Source organism: Arthrobacter horti (assembly GCF_030731045.1).
Taxonomy (GTDB): domain Bacteria; phylum Actinomycetota; class Actinomycetes; order Actinomycetales; family Micrococcaceae; genus Arthrobacter_E; species Arthrobacter_E nanjingensis.
In genome coordinates, this window is record NZ_JAVALS010000003.1 from 287,772 (window position 1) to 305,088 (window position 17,317).

Below are 17,317 nucleotides of genomic sequence, written 5' to 3' on the forward strand. Positions count from 1 at the left end.
GCCTCGCTTCGCATCGGCCCGAGACCCTCGCCGCCGGGGCCCCACCCAGCGGCTCCCAGGCCTCGCTTCGCATCGGCCCGGGACCCTCGCCGCCGGGGCCCCACCCAGCGGCTCCCAGGCCTCATTCTTCGGCCCGGGGCCCCACCCGCCTGCAGAGGCCCGACGGCTGCACGCGCACCGAGAGCGACTGCGGCCGCACTTCGACACTGACCCGCGTCACGGGCCCGGACGGGTCCCCGTCCAGCTGGGTCTCCATCGGCTCCGGACTCCATACCGTCATGCGCTTGACCGGATAGGCGCGCATGATCGGCAGGACACCGCTGTGCTTGAACACCACTTTCAGGTACATGATGAGCCAGCCGACCAGGCTGCGCGGACTGATCACCACGGCATCCAGCAGGCCGTCGTCCACCATGGCGTCGGGCAGGAAGTCGATTCCGCCGGGCACCAGGCCGCAATTGGCGAAGAGGATGCTGCGGATCTTGCGTTTCTGCGGGTTGGAGCCGTCCAGGCTGATGGTGACGGACTTCCGCCGCCCGCCCAGATGCCGCAGGCCCGCCGCGGTGTAGGCGAGCCAGCCGATGCTCTTCTTCAGATCGTCCCGGGTGTCCACCAGGACCTCGGCGTCCATGCCGATACCCGCCATCACCAGGAAGACGTGCCGGCTGACCGTGCCGTCCACGGAGCTCTCCAGCTCCGCCGCGGCGGTGTCGATTCGCCGTTCCCCGCCGAACAGTGCGGTCCCGATCGAGCCGCGCAGATCCGCCACATCCATGTCCAGGTTGCGGGCCAGGAGGTTGCCGGTGCCCAGCGGCACCAGGCCGAGCGGCACGCCGCTGCCGGCCAGGACCTCCGCCACCGCGCGGACGGTGCCGTCGCCGCCCGCGGCCAGCACGGCGTCGTACTTCTCCTCCAGCGCCTGGCGCGCCTGACCGTGGCCCGGGTCATCGACCGTGGTCTCCAGGAACATGGCCTCCGGCCAGCCGGCGGTCTGCAGGGCGTGCCGGATCTGCTCGCGCGCTGCGTCGGCGTGGTTCTTCACCGGATTGATGACGACGGCGATCCGCTGGGTGCCGTCGCGCGGCGCCTGGACGGGACCGGCAGCGGTGCTGCGGCGGTGGATGGTCTTCAGACGCCGGGCACCCCACCAGCTGGCCACGGCCGACACCGTGAATGCCGCCGCGCCTCCCGCGAAGAGAATCTGCTTCCCCGAGTTCCCCATAGTTCTCCCAGCGTAATCGGTTCTGCTGCCCGGCGCTTCGCGGGGGACAAGGGCTATTCGATACCCTTGACCTCGTGATCGACGTTAAAGAACTCATTGAAAACCCAGAGAAGTTCCGGGCCAGTCAGCGTGCGCGCGGCGCCGATGAGTCTCTGGTCGACAAGCTGCTCGAATCCGATGCAACCCGCCGGGCCGCACTGACCCGTTTCGAGAACCTGCGCGCGGAGCAGAACGCCTTCGGAAAGCGCGTCGCCCAGGCCAAGGGTGAGGAGAAGCAGGCCCTCCTGGCCGAGGTCAAGGAGCTGGCCGCGAGTGTCAAGGCGGCCTCCGCCGAGGCCGAGGCCGCCCAGGCCACCCAGGACGAGCTGCTGCGCGTCATCCCGAACCTCGTGCTGGACGGTGTCCCCGAGGGCGGCGAGGACGACTTCGTGGTGGTCAAGACCGTCGGTGAGCCGCGTGAATTCCCCGACTTCGAGCCGCGCGATCACCTGGAGATCGGCGAGCTGATCGGCGCCATCGACATGGAGCGCGGCGCCAAGGTGTCCGGCTCCCGCTTCTACTTCCTCAAGGGCGTGGGTGCGCGCCTGGAGATGGCGCTGCTGCAGATGGCCATGGACCAGGCGATCACGGCCGGCTTCATCCCCATGATCACCCCCACACTGGTGCGCCCGGAGACCATGCAGGGCACCGGTTTCGACGTCAAGCACGACGCCGAAATCTACCGCCTCGCCGAGGACGACCTCTACCTGGTGGGCACCTCCGAGGTGGCCCTGGCCGGCTACCACGGCGACGAGATCCTGGACCTGTCCGCCGGTCCCGTCCGCTACGCGGGTCAGAGCTCCTGCTACCGCCGCGAGGCCGGTTCGCACGGCAAGGACACCCGCGGCATCATCCGCGTGCACCAGTTCAACAAGGTGGAGATGTTCATCTACACCACCGTGGAGGACGCCGCCGCCGAGCACGAGCGCCTGCTGGCCTGGGAAGAGGAGATGCTGGCCAAGTGCGAGCTGCCGTACCGTGTGATCGACACGGCGGCCGGCGACCTGGGTTCCTCCGCCGCGCGCAAGTTCGACTGCGAGGCCTGGGTCCCCACGCAGGGCGCCTACCGCGAGCTGACCTCCACCTCCAACTGCACCGGCTACCAGGCCCGCCGCCTGAACATCCGTGAGCGCGTCATCGCCGAGGATGGCACGCCCAAGGGCACCCGTGCCGTCGCGACCCTGAACGGCACCCTGGCCACCACCCGCTGGATCGTGGCCATCCTGGAGCACCACCAGAACGCGGACGGTTCGGTCACGGTCCCGGCCGCGCTGCGCCCGTACCTGGGCGGCCTCGAGGTGTTCCCGGTTCTGTAGTTCCGGATCCTCCGAGAATCCCCGGCCTTGTGGACGTTCCCTCGCGCTTCAGCGGCAGGGACTGTCCACAGGGGCGGGGATTTTCCTTTCCACATGGAGGAATTGGTCAACGTCGGCCATGCTCCGTGCACGTTGACTGACCGGTATGGACTTTCCCGACGTCAATTTCCTCACGGCGGGCCGCGGGCCGCATCTCCGGTCACCCCGGCAGCTCAGCAGTGCGTTCGCGGCTGGAAAGCTCGTCCGGCTGCGCCGGGGTGTCTACCTCCCCATCGATGAGTGGCTGTCCGGCACCGCATGGGACCGGTACGCATTGACGACGACGGCGCTCGGCATCGCCGGGACGCCGCCGGTTTTCTGCCGGGAGACTGCGCTGTCGCTGTACGGCTTTCGGCTTGCGGACGTTCCTCAGACCGTGGAGTACCTGACGGATTCCCGGTCGGCCTGGGGGCGGAAGGCCGCGCCCGTGCTGTACGGGAATCCGTCCGAGGCGGCCCTGGCCTGGAAGCGGGTCCGCCAGGGTGGTGGCGGAAGGCTGCCGCAAGGATTCCGGGAGGCGCGGCGGCCGGGAGCCGACGCGGCGCCGAACAGATTGCGAGTGGCGCATCTCGGCGTCGTGCTTCCCATGCAGTCGCTGGACGCCGCGCTTCTGGACACCCTGCACCGCATGCCGTTTGCGGACGCCGTGGTGGTGGCGGACGCCATCGCCGCAGAAGATCCGCGGATCAAGCGCCCGTGCAGCCTGGAAGGCCTGGTCGACGGCTTCTCCGTGCTGCCGTCCCTAGCAGCACGGAACCGGACGCGGGAAGTGCTCGATTTTGCGAACAGTGCCTCGGAATCGGTCGGGGAATCGTACAGCCGAGCGGTCATTCACCGCTTGGGATTCGAAGTCCCGGAGCTGCAATTCCGGGTGATGGGGTCCGCCGGGGAGATCGCCCGGACCGATTTCCTCTGGAGAAGCCGGAAGCTCGTGGGGGAGTTCGACGGGCTCATGAAATACACCCGGTCCCGGGAACTCAGCGGCAAGGACCCCGCCCAGGTGGTGGTCGAAGAGAAGCTGCGGGAGGACAGGATCCGGGCCGAGGGTTACGGGGTGGTCCGATGGGTCTGGGATGAGGTGAAGAAGCCCCAGCTGCTGATGCAGAAGCTGCTCAGGGCCGGCGTGCCGCGCCGCTGACAAATTTCCCCGGCCTTGCGGAATTTCCCCGCCGCTGGAGCGTAGGGGAAATTCCACAAGGCCGGGGAACGCCGATCGGACGGCGGCAGCTCAGCCGGTCGCGCCGGCCTCCGTGGCGAACGTGGTCCAGGTGTCATACCCGTCCACCACGGCGCGGGAGGGGTCCGCAGGGTCGTAGACCACCGGGACCTGGTCTCCGACGGCGGGGTGCGCGCCGTCCGGGATGAGCGCCCAGAGGGTCAGCTCCCGCCCGTCCTGCACCGGGTACCGGGCCTGGATTCGCCGCTGGCTGGCCTTCTGCCCGTCCTCCACCGTCAGGACCGTCCCGGTGACGCGGGTTCCCGTCGCCAGGAGCCCCCCGTTCCTGGGCACCGACCGCGATGCTGATGACCAGGACGGCCGGTGCGGCGAGCAACAGGAGCAGGCCCGCGAGCAGGGGGAACAGCCCTCCGTTACGCTTCGTGGTGACCGTGGGTGCCGGCATGCGGTTCCTTCCGTCGAGGTGTGTCCGCCGCCTCAGGGAAACACTCACACTGTGTGCAAGGCTGTGAGTATTAACCTCCTGCGCCCGCCGTTCACCGTGAATTCACGGCCGGCTGTGACGCATTTCCTACCGGCGGGGCGGGTCCGGTGCTTCACTGGAATATGACTATTTTGACTGAACACGCAGTCGCCGGCATCGAAGACCGGCCCAACGGAAACCTCAAGCAGCTCATCGCCCTGGACGTCGACGGCACCCTGGTGGACCACGACGGCCACATGTCCCCGGCCGTCCGAGGGGCCGCGCAGGCGGTGGTCCAGGCCGGCCACGAGGTCATCATCGCCACCGGCCGCTCCCTCGGCGCCACCTTGCCCATCATCGAACTCATCGGCCTGGACCGCGGCTACGCCGTCTGCTGCAACGGCGGCGTGATCCTGCGCCTGGACCCGGCCCTGGAGGACGGTTACGAGGTCATCCACCGCGAGACCTTCGACCCCGCCCCCGCACTGACCGCGCTCCGGAAGCGCCTGCCCGTCGCCAAGTACGCCCTGGAGGACGCGCAGGGCCGCTTCCTCTCCACGGAACGCTTCCAGGACGCCAGCTTCGGCGTGGAGGCCATCCCGGTCGACTTTCGCGAGATGCTCCAGGCCGAGGCCGTCCGCGTGGTGGTCTTCAGCTCGGAGAACACCTCGGACGACTTCACCCAGGCCATCGCCGGCATCGGCCTCAGCGGCGTCACCTACTCGGTGGGCTGGACGGCCTGGCTGGACATCGCCGCAGCCGGCGTCACCAAGGCCAGCGCCCTGGAACGCCTGCGCGGCGCGCTGGGCTGGGACGCCGCCCGCACCATCGCGGTCGGTGACGGCCGGAACGACGTCGAGATGCTCAGCTGGGCGGCCCGCGGTGTCGCCATGGGACAGGCGCCGGACGAGGTGCGCGCCGTGGCTGATGAGGTCACCGGCACGGTGGAGGACGACGGCGTCGCGGCCGTCCTGCTGAACGTCCTGCAGGGGCGCTGAGACTCAGCGTGGCCCGCCTGCCGCGTCCCGGAGGAGCCGGGCGGCCAGGCCCCGTCCCAGAAGCTCTTCCTGCCAGCCGGTGCGCGCCAGTGCCTTGCTGACGGCCTGCGTGCTGATGCCGAGTGCCTCGGCAACCGCTTTGTGCTGGCCCCGGACGCCGGGGGTCAGGAGATCGACCACCCGCCATTCGGCCTCGGAACGGTGCGCCACGATCCTAGCCACGAGCCGCAGTGCCGCCTCGGCGTCCACCGCGGCCTCTGAGGACTCACCGGCCACGCCCACCGGGAAACGGGCCGGGTGAGTCTCGAGGGAGACCAGGGCGCCCGTCGCGAGGTCCCGGGCGAAGCGCTCCGAGGTGCCGTCGGTTCCGTGCGCGGCACCTATTGAGGCGAGCATCCCGGGGAAGCGCGCCGCAAGCAGCGCCGCGGCCACGGCGTCGTCGGCGTTCTGCGTCATGAGACGCCACGTGTGTGGCACCGAGGCGGGCCGGGCGCCCAGCGCCTCCAGGCGGTCCACCGCAGGCCCCGAGGTGTTCGCGGCCCGGACCAGCAGAGCGTAGCTGTTCATGGGAGGTCAGCCCGGCGTCGTCACGAGGATGATGACGGAGTCGCTGGAGGGAAGTTCGCTCGTCATGCCTTCGGCTGGAGCTTCCGGGGTCCGGTGGGCGGCACCTTTCCCTCCTGCCGGTACCACTGCAGGATCTCCTCCTGAGACACGAAGGGTCTGATGACGGCGATGCGCCGCTTGAGGGAACTCTCCTTGGGGCCACCGGAAGAGGTGCCGGAGCCGGAACTGACGGCGCCGAAGATGAGGAGGGCGAAGAAGACGTAAACCACCAGGGCATGCCAGGCCATCCGGAAAGGGCCCGGAGCCTTGCCGCTCAGCTCACGGACCTTGCGTGTTCCCGTCACCAGGCCACCGAAGGTCCAGCCGTGGAAGCAGATGAATCCATAGGCCAGGACCAGCAGGAGCCACAGTCCCACGCCTCCGAAGACCAGCTTCGCGCCAGTGAAGAAGAACCGGTCGCCGAGGACGATGAATGTACCGAAGAACAGGCCGACCACCACCAGGACATCCGCAACGTAGCCGATGAGCAGTTGAGCGATGTTGGCCGTCAGCATCAGCCTGCCGTCCTCGGTGGCGATGACCGAGTCTTCTTTGATGCGGGCCATTCAGCTCATGTCCCCCAGGAGACTGCTGAGTGCCCGGGCCGTGTCGTCCATGCTCAGCCGCGAGAGTGTGAGGCGGACCTCGTCGCCGGCGGCCCGAGCGTTCAGCACGTCGAGGCCGTTCGGTGACGCATAGACCACGAGGCTGGGCCGGTCGTCATCGGATTCCCCGACGGCGATGACACTTGCCACTGCGCGGACGTCTGCGAGGCGTGTCGGGGCGAGCGCGGCGAGGTCGGCTTCCGACAGCTCGAGGACTTCGCCCGTTTCCGACTCGACGCCCGGCGCTCCGGCGAGCTCCAGAATGCTGGACGGGACACCGGCAGTGGGGATCAGGGAGAAGCTGTGGATGCCGGCCGAGTCGATGAGTTCCTGGAGGGTGAACTCCCCGTGAAGGTAGCTGTACAGCCAGTAACGGTCATCATCTCCGTGGGCGACTTCTGCGATGACCGCTCGCTGCCCGGTGCGCCGCAGTGTCATCACCGCGGTCAGTTCGTCATCGGTGCCCAGACCACTCGGCGCGGACTCCGGGGATTCGGCGAGTGGGAAAACGATGCCCTTCGTCAGGAGGGTCCTGAGAGCCACATTGCAGAGCAGTTCCCGCTGGTCCTGATGCTGCGACAGCCAGGGGAGGACCACCACCTGCTCATGCTTGATTCCGTCAAGCGCCACGATCTCCTCGTCGCTGAGCGTCGGCAACGTGGGCGAGTCGTCGGCCCGGGCGAGGAGTGACTGCGCGGCAGCGATGTCGCGCTCTGTGAACTCGATCAGGTTTTCTGTCATCCGAACAGGCCTCCGAGGGATTTGACGGGGTTCGAGAAGAACTTCTTGGCGCCGTCCACCGCACCTGACACCACACTACCGGCGTCCTTCACAACGGACGACACGGCGTGGCTGGCCCCATTCCACGCGTCACTGGCGGTATTCGCGATCCAGTGGCCCGTAGCCTTGCCCCAGGCGCTATCCGCAACCATGTTGCCGAGGGCCCATGCTCCGGCCACGACACCCGCGCCCACAACGATGCCGATCCCTACGGGATTGGTCAGCAGCCCAGCGGCCATCAGGAGGGTGCCACCACCGCCGATGACCGAGAGGCCGCCGGCGATCCGGTCCCCGACGCCCCGGGCACCTGAGTGCTCGGGGGAGATCATGTCATGGATGCCGCCTGCGATCGCGAACGGTGCCAGTGCCGGGCCTGCGAAACGTCCGAACTTGCCGACCGCAGCTCCGATTTTGCCCATATCGCCGGCCATATTGCCCCAGGCTGTTATGAGTTTGCTCGCTTCACCTGCTTTGTAGCCGTCCGCAATCGCATAACTCGCGGGCTTCAGGACGTCCTTGAGGCCTTCGCCTGCGAAGTCAAGGATCTTCTTGGTCCGGATGAAGGCGGCTGAATTGAGCAGGTTGTCCTTGAAGCCGAGGATGCCGAGGGTGATGCCGATGCCTTTCCCGGCCATCTTCCCGAGGTCCACTGCCGTCTCCAGCGGAGTTTTACCGCCCGGAGCGGTCCCGCCCGTCGATCCGCCGGCCGCCGCGCTGGCCGTCTCCTGTTCCTTGGCGTTCTGCAGCAGAACGCCGGAGGAGCTCTCCAGGAAGCGGCTCGCGGACAGCAGTGCCTGCCGGTGATGTGAATTCCAGTCCGAGCGGAAGCCCTCCGCATCGGGTCCCTTCCAGGCGGAGGCGGACATGACGGCTTCGTTGAGCTGCTTTCCCTGGAACTGGAGAGCCGTCGAGCCTCGCTTGAAATTCTGGGCCAAGGCTCGAAGCTGGGCCGGGTCTGCGCCGTAGAAACCTGCCACGTGAACGCTCTCCTCCATCAATTGGTCTTACGGCGATCCTAGACGCGAGCGGTGCGAGGCGCGATGGGGAGGGCTCTCCATGTGGATCAACGACATCGGCGGGCCGCCGCACGCTGTCGGTGACAGTCGTACGGCGACCCGCCGACGTGGTGAATCAGAGCTGAGCTCAGTGACCTTCGGCCTGGAAGCGGTCGATGGAGGCCTGCAGTTCGGCCTCGGCGGCGGCGCGGTCGGCCCAGCCGTCCGGCTTGACCCACTTGCCCGGCTCGAGGTCCTTGTACGTGGTGAAGAAGTGCTCGATCTCCTTGATCAGGAACTCGTCCAGATCGGAGGCCTCCTGGATGTGGTCGAAGCGCTTGTCGGCCGGGACGCACACCAGCTTGGCGTCTCCACCGGACTCATCCTCCATGTTGAAGATGGCGATGGGGCGGGCCTCCAGGACGATGCCCGGGAAGAGGTCCACATCCGGGTAGAACACCAGGGCGTCCAGCGGATCGCCGTCCTCGCCCAGGGTGTTGTCGAAGAAGCCGTAGTGGGTGGGGTACTGCATCGAGGTGAAGAGGACGCGGTCCAGGCGGACGCGGCCGGTCTCGTGGTCCACCTCGTACTTGACGCGGGAACCGCGCGGGATCTCGATCGTGACATCGTGCTTCATGGGAACTCCATAGCTCTTGTGCCGCCAGGCGGCAGGGCGTATCCAAGCGGCGGGCCGGAACCCAACCGCCGACTAGTATTGAGAATAGCTACCAACATGCTTCGAACGATATTTTCGGCCGTGAAAACATGCCCAGAACACCTTTTCGAGCATGGTTTCCACATCAGAAAGGGACTCAGCAGGGGATGGGCCGTCCGGCGCGCGCAGCGAGTTCTGTTCTGCTGGTCCTGGTCCTGGCGCTCCTTGCGGTCCCGCTCGGCATCCACTGGGCCACCGCGGGACAGGCTGCCGCCTCGGCGCCGGTGAGCACCCCGCCCTGGCAGCTGCCGCCCACCGCCCCGGCCACCGTCCAGGGGACGCTGTCGCCCGAGGCGCCCCTGCCGTCGTCGTCGGCGCTCGCGGCACAGCTGGCGAAGACCCTGGTGCCCGACGGCGGCGGCGGCGACTTCTCCGGGCAGGTGGTGGACGCACTCAGCGGCGCCGTCCTCTTCGGCGACAAGGCGACGGCGCCGCGGATGCCGGCGTCGAACATGAAGCTCCTGACCGCCGCTGCGGCGCTGCACGTCCTGGGGCCGGAGCGCCGCTTCAGGACGCAGGTGCTCAGGAGTGGGCCGTCAGCGATCGTCATCAAGGGCGGGGGCGATGTGCTCCTGGGAGCCGGCCAGTCCGCGCCGGACGCCGTCATGGGGCACGCGGGCCTGGCGACGCTGGCCACTCAGACCGTTTCCGCTCTTCAGACATCGGGGGCCAAGGGCAGGCTGAGTGTCGCCGTGGACACCGCACTGTTCACCGGGCCGGCCCTCAACCCCGCCGTGGAGAAGGACGACGTGGCCGCGGGGGAGACCGCTCCCGTGGCGCCCCTGGCTTTGAACTCCGGACGGTTCAAGGTCACCGACACCGCCGCGCCGCGCCCTGAGGACCAGGGCGCCGAGGTCCTCAAAGCCTTCACCGACGCACTCAATTCCGTGGCGGGCGGCACGGGCCTCAGCTTCGTGGCCGGTGGCGCGGCCGGAACCGGCGTGGAACTGGCGAGCGTCGACTCCGCCACGGTGGCCGAGCAGGTCGGCTGGATGCTGCAGAACTCGGACAACTTCCTCGCCGCCGTCCTGGGCCGCATGGTGTCCCTCGGCACGGGCGGCCCTGGAAGCTATGCGGGCGCCATCCAGGCGGTGACGTCCCAGCTCGAGGGGCTGGGTGTGGACACGCACGGCATGGTGATCTCCGATCTCAGCGGCCTGGCCCCGGGCAACAGGGTGAGTGCGGCCCAGTTCACCAGCCTGATCCGGCTCATGACCTCGGGCGATGACCCGTCCCTGCGGGCCGCGCTGGACGGCTTCCCGGTGGCCGCCGTGAGCGGCACGCTCGGCAGCCGGTACGACGCCTCCTCCAGCAAGGCCGGTGCGGGCCTGGTCCGGGCCAAGACCGGCACGCTCAACACGGTCCTCAGCCTCTCCGGTTACGTGGTGGACGCGGATGGCCGGCTGCTCCTCTTCTCCTTCATCGGGAACGGCCTCACCCCGGGCGCCGCGGGCAACAAGCCCGCCCTGGACGCCTCCGCGGCCGTATTGGCCGGCTGCGGCTGCCGCTGAGCGGTCCGCCTTCAGTTTCCCCGGCCCTGTGGAGTTTCCCCGGCCCTTGAGCGCAGGGGAAACTCCACAACACCGGGGACTTCCGGCCTGGAGCCGCCTGTCAGCCCGGTAGGGCAGGATGGTGCCATGAGCGAACAGTCCACACCCGCCCTCGTCGACTGGGACCTGGCCGCCAGTACCGCAGCCCGTCTGGCCCCTGCCGGGCCACGCCTGGCCCCGGCGGAGATCGCCGTGGCCGTGGAGGACATCCGCGCGAAGGCGGAGGCGTCCGTGGACCTGGTGCACCGGATCACCGGCCTGGAGGCGGCCCGGGACCTGCGGGACTCCCAGATCCTGGTGGTGGACCGTGCAGGCTGGGCCAAGGCCAACACCCAGGGCTTCTCCGTCATGATGGACCCCGCCCTGCGCGCACTGAAGGAGCGCCTGGCCCAGGGGATGTCCCCGGCGGGCGCCCGGGTGAGCAGCGCCGTGGCGGGGGCCCAGATGGGTTCCATCTTGGCGTTCCTGTCCAGCAAGGTGCTGGGCCAGTACGAGCCCTTCTCCGGCTACCGCACCGGCGGCCCTGGTGCCGGGTCCGCGGGGCGTCTTCTGCTGGTGGCCCCCAACATCGTGGAGGTGGAGCGTCAGCTGAATGTGGAGCCGGACGACTTCCGGCTCTGGGTGTGCCTGCATGAGCAGACGCACCGTGTGCAGTTCGCCGCCGCGCCATGGCTCGGGGACCACATGATGGCCCAGATCGAGCAGCTGAGCGGATCGTTCGTGGAGAACGCGGGATCGTTCCTGGAAAGGGCCACGCGTGCCGTGGTCTCGCTCCGGGAAGGCAAGTCGGAAGAGGGTGCGTCCGGTTCGCTCATGGAGCTGCTGCAGAGCCCGGAGCAGAAGGCCATCATGTCCGGCCTGACGGGAATCATGAGCCTGCTGGAGGGCCATGCCAATGTGGTGATGGACGCCGTGGACGCCTCCGTGGTGCCGAGTGTGAAGACCATCCGCCAGCGCTTCAGCAGCCGGGGCAAGGACCGCGGCGTCCTGGAGAAATTCTTCCGCCGTCTGCTGGGCCTGGACGCCAAGATGCGTCAGTACACGGACGGTGCCCGCTTCGTCCGTGCCGTGGTGGATGAGGTGGGCATGGAGGGCTTCAACCAGGTGTGGGAGCGCGCCGGGAACCTGCCCACCGAGGAAGAGATCCACGATCCTCAGGCCTGGTTGCGGCGCATGGGGTTCCCCGGTGCCGCCTGAGACGGACCGCTCTCAGGCGGATCACCTGGGCACCGTCCCCGATGCGACGGTGCCCGACGGTGCCCGGGGCCGCCGCAGTTTCGGCCGACTGGCCCCGGTGATCGGTGCGGCGCGGCTGCAGTTGCGCCAGGCGCTGGAACAGGAACGATTCCTCCCACGGAATATGCCCCGGGGCGCCCAGGCCGTCAATGCCGCCGGCGACGCGCCCCTGCTGGCGCTCGTGGGGCTCAGCGGTGGTCCGGACTCCCTTGCCCTTGCTGCGGTCGCAGCCTTCTATGCCCGTGGCGGCATGTTCCGTGTCGGCGCCGTGGTGGTGGACCATCAGCTCCAGGAAGGCTCCGCCGAAGTGGCTCGGACGGCCGCGCAACAGGCTCGCGAACTCGGCCTGGACCCCGTCCGGATCGCCACCGTCCAGGTCCCCGTCACCGGCGACGGCCCCGAGGCGGCGGCCCGGACTGCCCGGCACGCCGCCCTCGAGGCGGCCGCGCGGGAGGAGGGCGCCGACGTCGTGCTCCTCGGTCACACCCTGGATGACCAGGCCGAGCAGGTGCTGCTGGCCCTCGCCCGCGGCTCCGGCACGCGATCCCTGGCCGGCATCCCGCGCCGTCGTGACTTCGACGGCGGCGCCTACCTCCGCCCCTTCCTCGATCTGAAGCGGGCGGACACGGAGGAGATCTGCCGTGTGGAGGGGCTCACCCCCTGGCACGACCCCAGCAACGCCGACCCCGCCTATGCCCGCTCACGGGTGCGCACCCAGGTCCTGCCGTTCCTCGAGGAGCGCCTCGGACCCGGCGTGGCCGAGGCGCTGCACCGCTCCGCGTACATTCTCGCCGCCGACGCTGCGGCCCTGGACGCGGAGGCTCAGCGGCACTACGCGCGCCTCCGCGAAGAGGACGACGACGGCGCGTTGCTGCTCTCCGAGGACGGCTTGCGTGAGCTTCCGGAGGCGCTGCGGGTGAGAGTCGTGGCGCTGGCCGTCACCGAGCTGGGCGGTGCGCCGAGCTTCGAGAGGATGCAGGCCGCCGTCGGGCTCCTGAAACGGCAGGGGAGCGCGGGCCCCGTGCAGCTGCCCGGGAAGGTGAGTGTGAGCCGCATCCCGCGCCCGAAGGGGGCACGGCGTGGCGGGAACGAGTATGGGAAACTTGTCCTGAAAGGCGGCGGCGCCCGCGCATGACGCGCAGGCCCGTCCCGGCACCGGTAGACACAGACACAGGAGTCAGGGTGGATTCGCAGGACGTCCAGGCAGATCTCAAGGAAATCCTTTGCACCAAGGAGCAGATCCAGGAGCGCATCGAGGAACTCGCCGCACAGATCGACAAGGATTACGAGGGGCGGGACCTGCTGATCGTCGGCGTCCTGAAGGGTGCCGTGATGGTCATGGCCGACCTGGCGCGTGCCCTGCACAGCCACGTCACCATGGACTGGATGGCCGTGTCCTCCTACGGCTCCGGCACCCAGTCCTCCGGAGTGGTCCGCATCATCAAGGACCTGGAGACGGACCTGATGGGCAAGCACGTCCTGATCGTGGAGGACATCATCGACTCCGGCCTGACTCTCTCCTGGCTCAAGGCCAACCTGGAGTCCCGCGGCCCGGCCAGCGTGGAGATCTTCACCATGTTCCGCAAGCCGGAGGCCGCCAAGGTGGAGATCGACGTCAAGTACGTCGGCAAGGACATCCCCAACGAGTTCGTGGTGGGCTACGGCCTGGACTACGCGGAGAAGTACCGCAACCTGGGTTTCGTGGGCAGCCTGGCCCCGCACGTCTACGCCTGACGGCACCTCATTCCGCCCGGACCCCGCCGGGAGGACCCGCCACGTTCAGTGGCAGGTCCTCCCGGCGGGGTTTTCGTGTTTCCGCTCCCACTTTCGCCCTGAGGGAACTTTTGGGCCGCCGTGTACGTCAACACATGCATACGGTGTCATGCTGGACATGGAGAACCAGGTCCGGCGGCCGTGCCCGGGCAAAGCTTTCGCAGGAGGGATGGGGCACACGCCCCGGTAGATGAAACTCAAAAATATCGCCAAGGGTCCCTGGATCTGGATCATCGGCGCAGTGGTGATCATGCTGCTGGCCTTCGCGACCTTCGCCCCGAACGGCTCGGCGCAGATCGATACGGACAAGGGCCTGGCCCTGCTCGCCCAGTCGGGCGAAGTGCAGCAGGCCAAGATCATCGACGGCGAGAACCGGGTCAACTTGACCCTCAAGGACTCTCTCAGCATCAACGGCCAGGACAAGGGCAAGGACGTCTACTTCAAGTACGTCGACGCCCGCGCCGGCGCCGTGGTCACGGCGGTCAACGACGCCAAGCCGTCCAACGGCATCCAGGATCAGCCGGTGGAGAGCAACTGGCTCTCCGGCCTGGTCTCCCTCCTGGTGCCCACCCTGCTCCTGGTGCTCCTCTTCTGGTTCCTCATGTCCCGTATGCAGGGCGGCGGCTCCAAGGTCATGCAGTTCGGCAAGTCCCGCGCCAAGATGCTCAGCAAGGACATGCCGCAGGTGACTTTCGCGGACGTGGCCGGTGCGGATGAGGCCGTGGAGGAACTCCACGAAATCAAGGAATTCCTGCGAGAGCCGGGCAAGTTCCAGGCCCTCGGCGCCAAAATCCCCAAGGGCGTGCTGCTGTACGGCCCTCCCGGCACCGGTAAGACCCTCCTGGCCCGCGCCGTGGCCGGTGAGGCCGGCGTGCCCTTCTTCTCCATCTCCGGCTCGGACTTCGTCGAGATGTTCGTCGGTGTGGGTGCCTCCCGCGTGCGTGACCTCTTCGAGCAGGCGAAGGCCAACAGCCCGGCCATCATCTTCGTGGACGAGATCGACGCGGTCGGCCGTCACCGCGGCGTCGGCATCGGCGGCGGCAATGACGAGCGTGAGCAGACGCTGAACCAGATGCTCGTGGAGATGGACGGCTTCGACGCCAAGACCAACGTCATCATGATCGCGGCCACCAACCGCCCCGACATCCTGGACCCCGCCCTGCTGCGCCCGGGCCGCTTCGACCGCCAGATCCCGGTGGACGCTCCGGACCGCAAGGGTCGTGAGGACATCCTCAAGGTGCACGCCAAGGGCAAGCCGTTGGCTCCCGGCGTCGACCTCAACGCCGTGGCCAAGAAGACCCCCGGCTACACGGGCGCCGACCTGGCCAACGTCCTGAACGAGGCCGCCCTGCTGACCGCGCGCTCCAACGCGGACCTGATCGACGACCGCGCCCTGGACGAGGGCGTGGACCGTGTGATGGGCGGCCCGCAGCGCCGCAGCCGGACGCAGAAGGAACACGACCGCAAGATCACGGCCTACCACGAGGGTGGCCACGCCCTGGTGGCCGCGGCCCTGCACAACGCCCCGCCCGTCACGAAGGTGACCATCCTGCCGCGCGGCCGCGCCGGCGGCTACACGCTGGTGGTCCCGGACGACGATCCCCAGGGCTACACCCGCAACGAGCTCCTGGACCGCATGGCCTGGGCCATGGGTGGCCGGGTGGCCGAGGAGATCGTGTTCCACGACCCCACCACGGGTGCGTCCAACGACATCGAGCAGGCCACCAGCACGGCCCGCCGCATGGTCACGGAGCTCGGCATGAGCGAGAAGGTCGGCACCATCAAGGTGGCCGGCGGCGTCTCCAACGTCATGGGCGCCGGCCGCGGCGGCGATGACAGCGGTGCCACCATCTCCAACGAGCTGGCCGCCCTGGTGGACGAGGAAGTGCGGCGCATGCTGGACTCCGCCCACGACGAGGCGTACGCCGTGCTCACCGAGAACCGCGACATCCTGGACGCCATGGCCCTGGAACTCCTGGAGAAGGAGACCATCAACCAGGCGGACGTGGAGCGGCTCACGGAGAACGTGCGCAAGCCCGTCAAGCGGCCCATCTGGCTCTCCAAGGAGTCCCGCCCGGTCCAGCACATCGCGCCGGTCCAGTCCAGCCGTGAGCGCGCTCAGCTCGCCAACCAGCAGGACGAGGAGCCGCTGCAGGTCGCCGCCCAGGTGCACGGCGCCGCCGAGCACACGCAGCCGATCATCGCCCCGCAATACCCGGACGAGGGCCAGCAGGGGCAGTAGCGCCCGGCTAGGATGCTTAGGTGAATCACATCGACGACGACGTCCCCACCGGCGCCGCCCGCGGTGGCGCGGCCGACAGCCCCATGGACCTTCCGCGCATCGAAGCGGCGGTCCGCGAGATCCTGCTGGCCGTGGGGGAGGACCCGGACCGCTCCGGTCTGGTGGACACCCCCGCCCGTGTGGCCCGTGCCTACGCCGAGACCTTCTCCGGCATCCACCAGGACCCCGGCTCCGTCCTCCAGACCATGTTCGACATGGACCACGAGGAACTGGTGCTGGTCAAGGACATCCCGTTCTACTCCACGTGCGAACACCACCTGGTCCCGTTCCACGGGGTGGCGCACGTGGGGTACATCCCGTCCCACGACGGCAAGGTGACCGGCCTGAGCAAGCTGGCGCGGCTGGTGGACATCATCGCCCGCCGCCCGCAGGTCCAAGAACGGCTCACCACGCAGATCGTGGAGGCTCTGGTCACCCACCTCCAGCCGCGCGGCGCCATCGCCGTGGTGGAATGCGAACACATGTGCATGTCCATGCGCGGCATCCGCAAGCCCGGCGCCAAGACCGTCACCAGTGCGGTCCGGGGCCAGTTGCATGACCCAGCCACACGAGCCGAAGCCATGAGCCTGATACTCGGAAGGTAATACCCCTATGGACTCGCTTGCCGCAGCACCGGGCACCGGCCCGGCCACGAACCCCTTGCCCGTGATCCGGAAAGCCAAAGCAGCAGCCCGATTCGAAGACCTCGCCCAGGGCCGCACGCTGGTCATGGGCGTGCTCAATGTGACCCCCGATTCCTTCAGCGACGGCGGGAACCACAGCACGGCGGACTCCGCCATCGCCCATGGCCTGCGGATGTTCTACGGCGGGGCGGACATCATCGACGTGGGCGGTGAGTCCACCCGGCCCGGTGCCGATCCGGTCACCCCGGAGGAGGAACAGCGCCGCGTCCTGCCCGTGGTCGCGGCGATGGTCAAGGCCGGCGCCCTGGTCAGCATCGACACCGTCAACGCCTCCACGGCCGCCGCGGCACTGGATGCCGGTGCGCTGATCGTCAACGACGTCTCCGGCCAGCGGGTCACGGCCGAGATGATCGAGCTGGTCTCGGCCCGCAAGGTGCCGTACATCCTGACGCACTCCCGCGGGGACTCCCAGACCATGGACTCCCTGGCCGTGTACACGGACGTGGTGGGCGAGGTGGTGGCGGAACTCGAGGAGCTCCGCGGCCGCTTCCGCGCCGCTGGCCACGCTGATGAGCGCCTCATCCTGGACCCGGGGCTCGGCTTCGCCAAGGCCGGCGCCCAGAACTGGGAGCTGCTGCGCGGCCTGGACCGCCTGACGGGCCTGGGCCACCGCGTCCTGGTAGGCGCCTCCCGCAAGCGCTTCCTGGGCGAACTGCTCACCACGGCCGGCAAGGCCGCGGCCCCCATCGAGCGCGACGCCGCCACCGTGGCCGTCACGGCGCTCTCCGCCGGGCGCGGAGCCTGGGCGGTCCGCGTGCACGACGTCGGCCCCAACCTGGACGCGGTCAAGGTCGCCGCGCGCTTCTCGGCGTGAGCGT

General features: G+C 68.7%; 17 protein-coding genes. 10 read left to right on the forward strand and 7 right to left on the reverse strand.

Annotation, left to right across the window (positions count from 1 at the left end):
* Positions 1 to 121: 121 nt before the first annotated feature.
* Positions 122 to 1,222, reverse strand: coding sequence for a diacylglycerol/lipid kinase family protein (locus Q9R02_RS07425; RefSeq protein WP_305996019.1), 1,101 nt, complete (start codon positions 1,220 to 1,222; stop codon positions 122 to 124).
* A gap of 74 nt (positions 1,223 to 1,296) precedes the next feature.
* On the opposite strand from Q9R02_RS07425, the gene serS reads away from it, so the two are divergent.
* Together serS and Q9R02_RS07435 are read left to right on the forward strand one after the other, a co-directional pair.
* The gene (serS, locus tag Q9R02_RS07430; RefSeq protein ID WP_305996020.1) at positions 1,297 to 2,577 is read left to right on the forward strand and encodes a serine--tRNA ligase; all 1,281 of its coding nucleotides are present in this window, start codon (positions 1,297 to 1,299) and stop codon (positions 2,575 to 2,577) included.
* Between the two features lie 145 nt (positions 2,578 to 2,722).
* On the forward strand, positions 2,723 to 3,754 hold the full coding sequence (locus Q9R02_RS07435) for a hypothetical protein (protein ID WP_305996021.1): 1,032 nt from the start codon (positions 2,723 to 2,725) through the stop codon (positions 3,752 to 3,754).
* 90 nt (positions 3,755 to 3,844) lie between these two features.
* On the opposite strand, the gene Q9R02_RS07440 is transcribed toward Q9R02_RS07435, so the two are convergent.
* Complete coding sequence (locus tag Q9R02_RS07440) at positions 3,845 to 4,126, reverse strand: DUF3592 domain-containing protein (protein WP_305996022.1); 282 nt, start codon at positions 4,124 to 4,126, stop codon at positions 3,845 to 3,847.
* A gap of 273 nt (positions 4,127 to 4,399) precedes the next feature.
* Here Q9R02_RS07440 and Q9R02_RS07445 point away from each other — a divergent pair, with 273 nt between their 5' ends.
* Positions 4,400 to 5,254 carry an HAD family hydrolase gene (locus Q9R02_RS07445; protein WP_305996023.1) on the forward strand — a complete coding sequence of 285 codons (855 nt, stop codon included), beginning with the start codon at positions 4,400 to 4,402 and terminating at the stop codon, positions 5,252 to 5,254.
* 3 nt (positions 5,255 to 5,257) lie between these two features.
* Here Q9R02_RS07445 and Q9R02_RS07450 read toward each other — a convergent pair whose 3' ends face one another.
* From Q9R02_RS07450 to Q9R02_RS07470, 5 genes are all read right to left on the reverse strand, one after another.
* A complete protein-coding gene (locus Q9R02_RS07450) occupies positions 5,258 to 5,821 on the reverse strand; it encodes a hypothetical protein (protein WP_305996024.1) in 564 nt (187 codons plus the stop codon).
* A 62-nt stretch (positions 5,822 to 5,883) separates the two neighbouring features.
* A complete protein-coding gene (locus Q9R02_RS07455) occupies positions 5,884 to 6,426 on the reverse strand; it encodes a hypothetical protein (RefSeq protein WP_305996025.1) in 543 nt (180 codons plus the stop codon).
* A complete protein-coding gene (locus Q9R02_RS07460) occupies positions 6,427 to 7,206 on the reverse strand; it encodes a hypothetical protein (RefSeq protein ID WP_305996026.1) in 780 nt (259 codons plus the stop codon).
* Positions 7,203 to 8,222, reverse strand: coding sequence for a WXG100 family type VII secretion target (locus tag Q9R02_RS07465; protein ID WP_305996027.1), 1,020 nt, complete (start codon positions 8,220 to 8,222; stop codon positions 7,203 to 7,205). The genes Q9R02_RS07460 and Q9R02_RS07465 overlap by 4 nt, the downstream gene beginning before the upstream one ends.
* Positions 8,223 to 8,388: 166 nt before the next feature.
* Complete coding sequence (locus tag Q9R02_RS07470) at positions 8,389 to 8,877, reverse strand: inorganic diphosphatase (RefSeq protein ID WP_305996028.1); 489 nt, start codon at positions 8,875 to 8,877, stop codon at positions 8,389 to 8,391.
* 185 nt (positions 8,878 to 9,062) lie between these two features.
* Between Q9R02_RS07470 and dacB the strand changes: the two genes are divergently transcribed.
* The 7 genes from dacB (at position 9,063) to folP (ending at position 17,313) form a co-directional block, all read left to right on the forward strand.
* Positions 9,063 to 10,466 carry a D-alanyl-D-alanine carboxypeptidase/D-alanyl-D-alanine endopeptidase gene (dacB, locus tag Q9R02_RS07475; RefSeq protein WP_305996029.1) on the forward strand — a complete coding sequence of 468 codons (1,404 nt, stop codon included), beginning with the start codon at positions 9,063 to 9,065 and terminating at the stop codon, positions 10,464 to 10,466.
* 126 nt (positions 10,467 to 10,592) lie between these two features.
* Positions 10,593 to 11,702, forward strand: coding sequence for a zinc-dependent metalloprotease (locus Q9R02_RS07480; RefSeq protein ID WP_305996030.1), 1,110 nt, complete (start codon positions 10,593 to 10,595; stop codon positions 11,700 to 11,702).
* Entirely contained in the window at positions 11,692 to 12,876 is a 1,185-nt protein-coding gene (gene tilS / locus Q9R02_RS07485; RefSeq protein ID WP_425279224.1) for a tRNA lysidine(34) synthetase TilS, read from the forward strand. Before Q9R02_RS07480 ends, tilS begins: the two co-directional genes overlap by 11 nt.
* Positions 12,877 to 12,923: 47 nt before the next feature.
* Complete coding sequence (gene hpt, locus Q9R02_RS07490) at positions 12,924 to 13,475, forward strand: hypoxanthine phosphoribosyltransferase (protein WP_305996031.1); 552 nt, start codon at positions 12,924 to 12,926, stop codon at positions 13,473 to 13,475.
* Positions 13,476 to 13,704: 229 nt separating this feature from the next.
* Positions 13,705 to 15,756, forward strand: coding sequence for an ATP-dependent zinc metalloprotease FtsH (ftsH, locus tag Q9R02_RS07495; RefSeq protein WP_305996032.1), 2,052 nt, complete (start codon positions 13,705 to 13,707; stop codon positions 15,754 to 15,756).
* Between the two features lie 20 nt (positions 15,757 to 15,776).
* Positions 15,777 to 16,400, forward strand: coding sequence for a GTP cyclohydrolase I FolE (gene folE, locus Q9R02_RS07500; protein WP_425279223.1), 624 nt, complete (start codon positions 15,777 to 15,779; stop codon positions 16,398 to 16,400).
* A gap of 7 nt (positions 16,401 to 16,407) precedes the next feature.
* On the forward strand, positions 16,408 to 17,313 hold the full coding sequence (gene folP, locus Q9R02_RS07505) for a dihydropteroate synthase (RefSeq protein ID WP_305996033.1): 906 nt from the start codon (positions 16,408 to 16,410) through the stop codon (positions 17,311 to 17,313).
* Positions 17,314 to 17,317 lie beyond the last annotated feature (4 nt).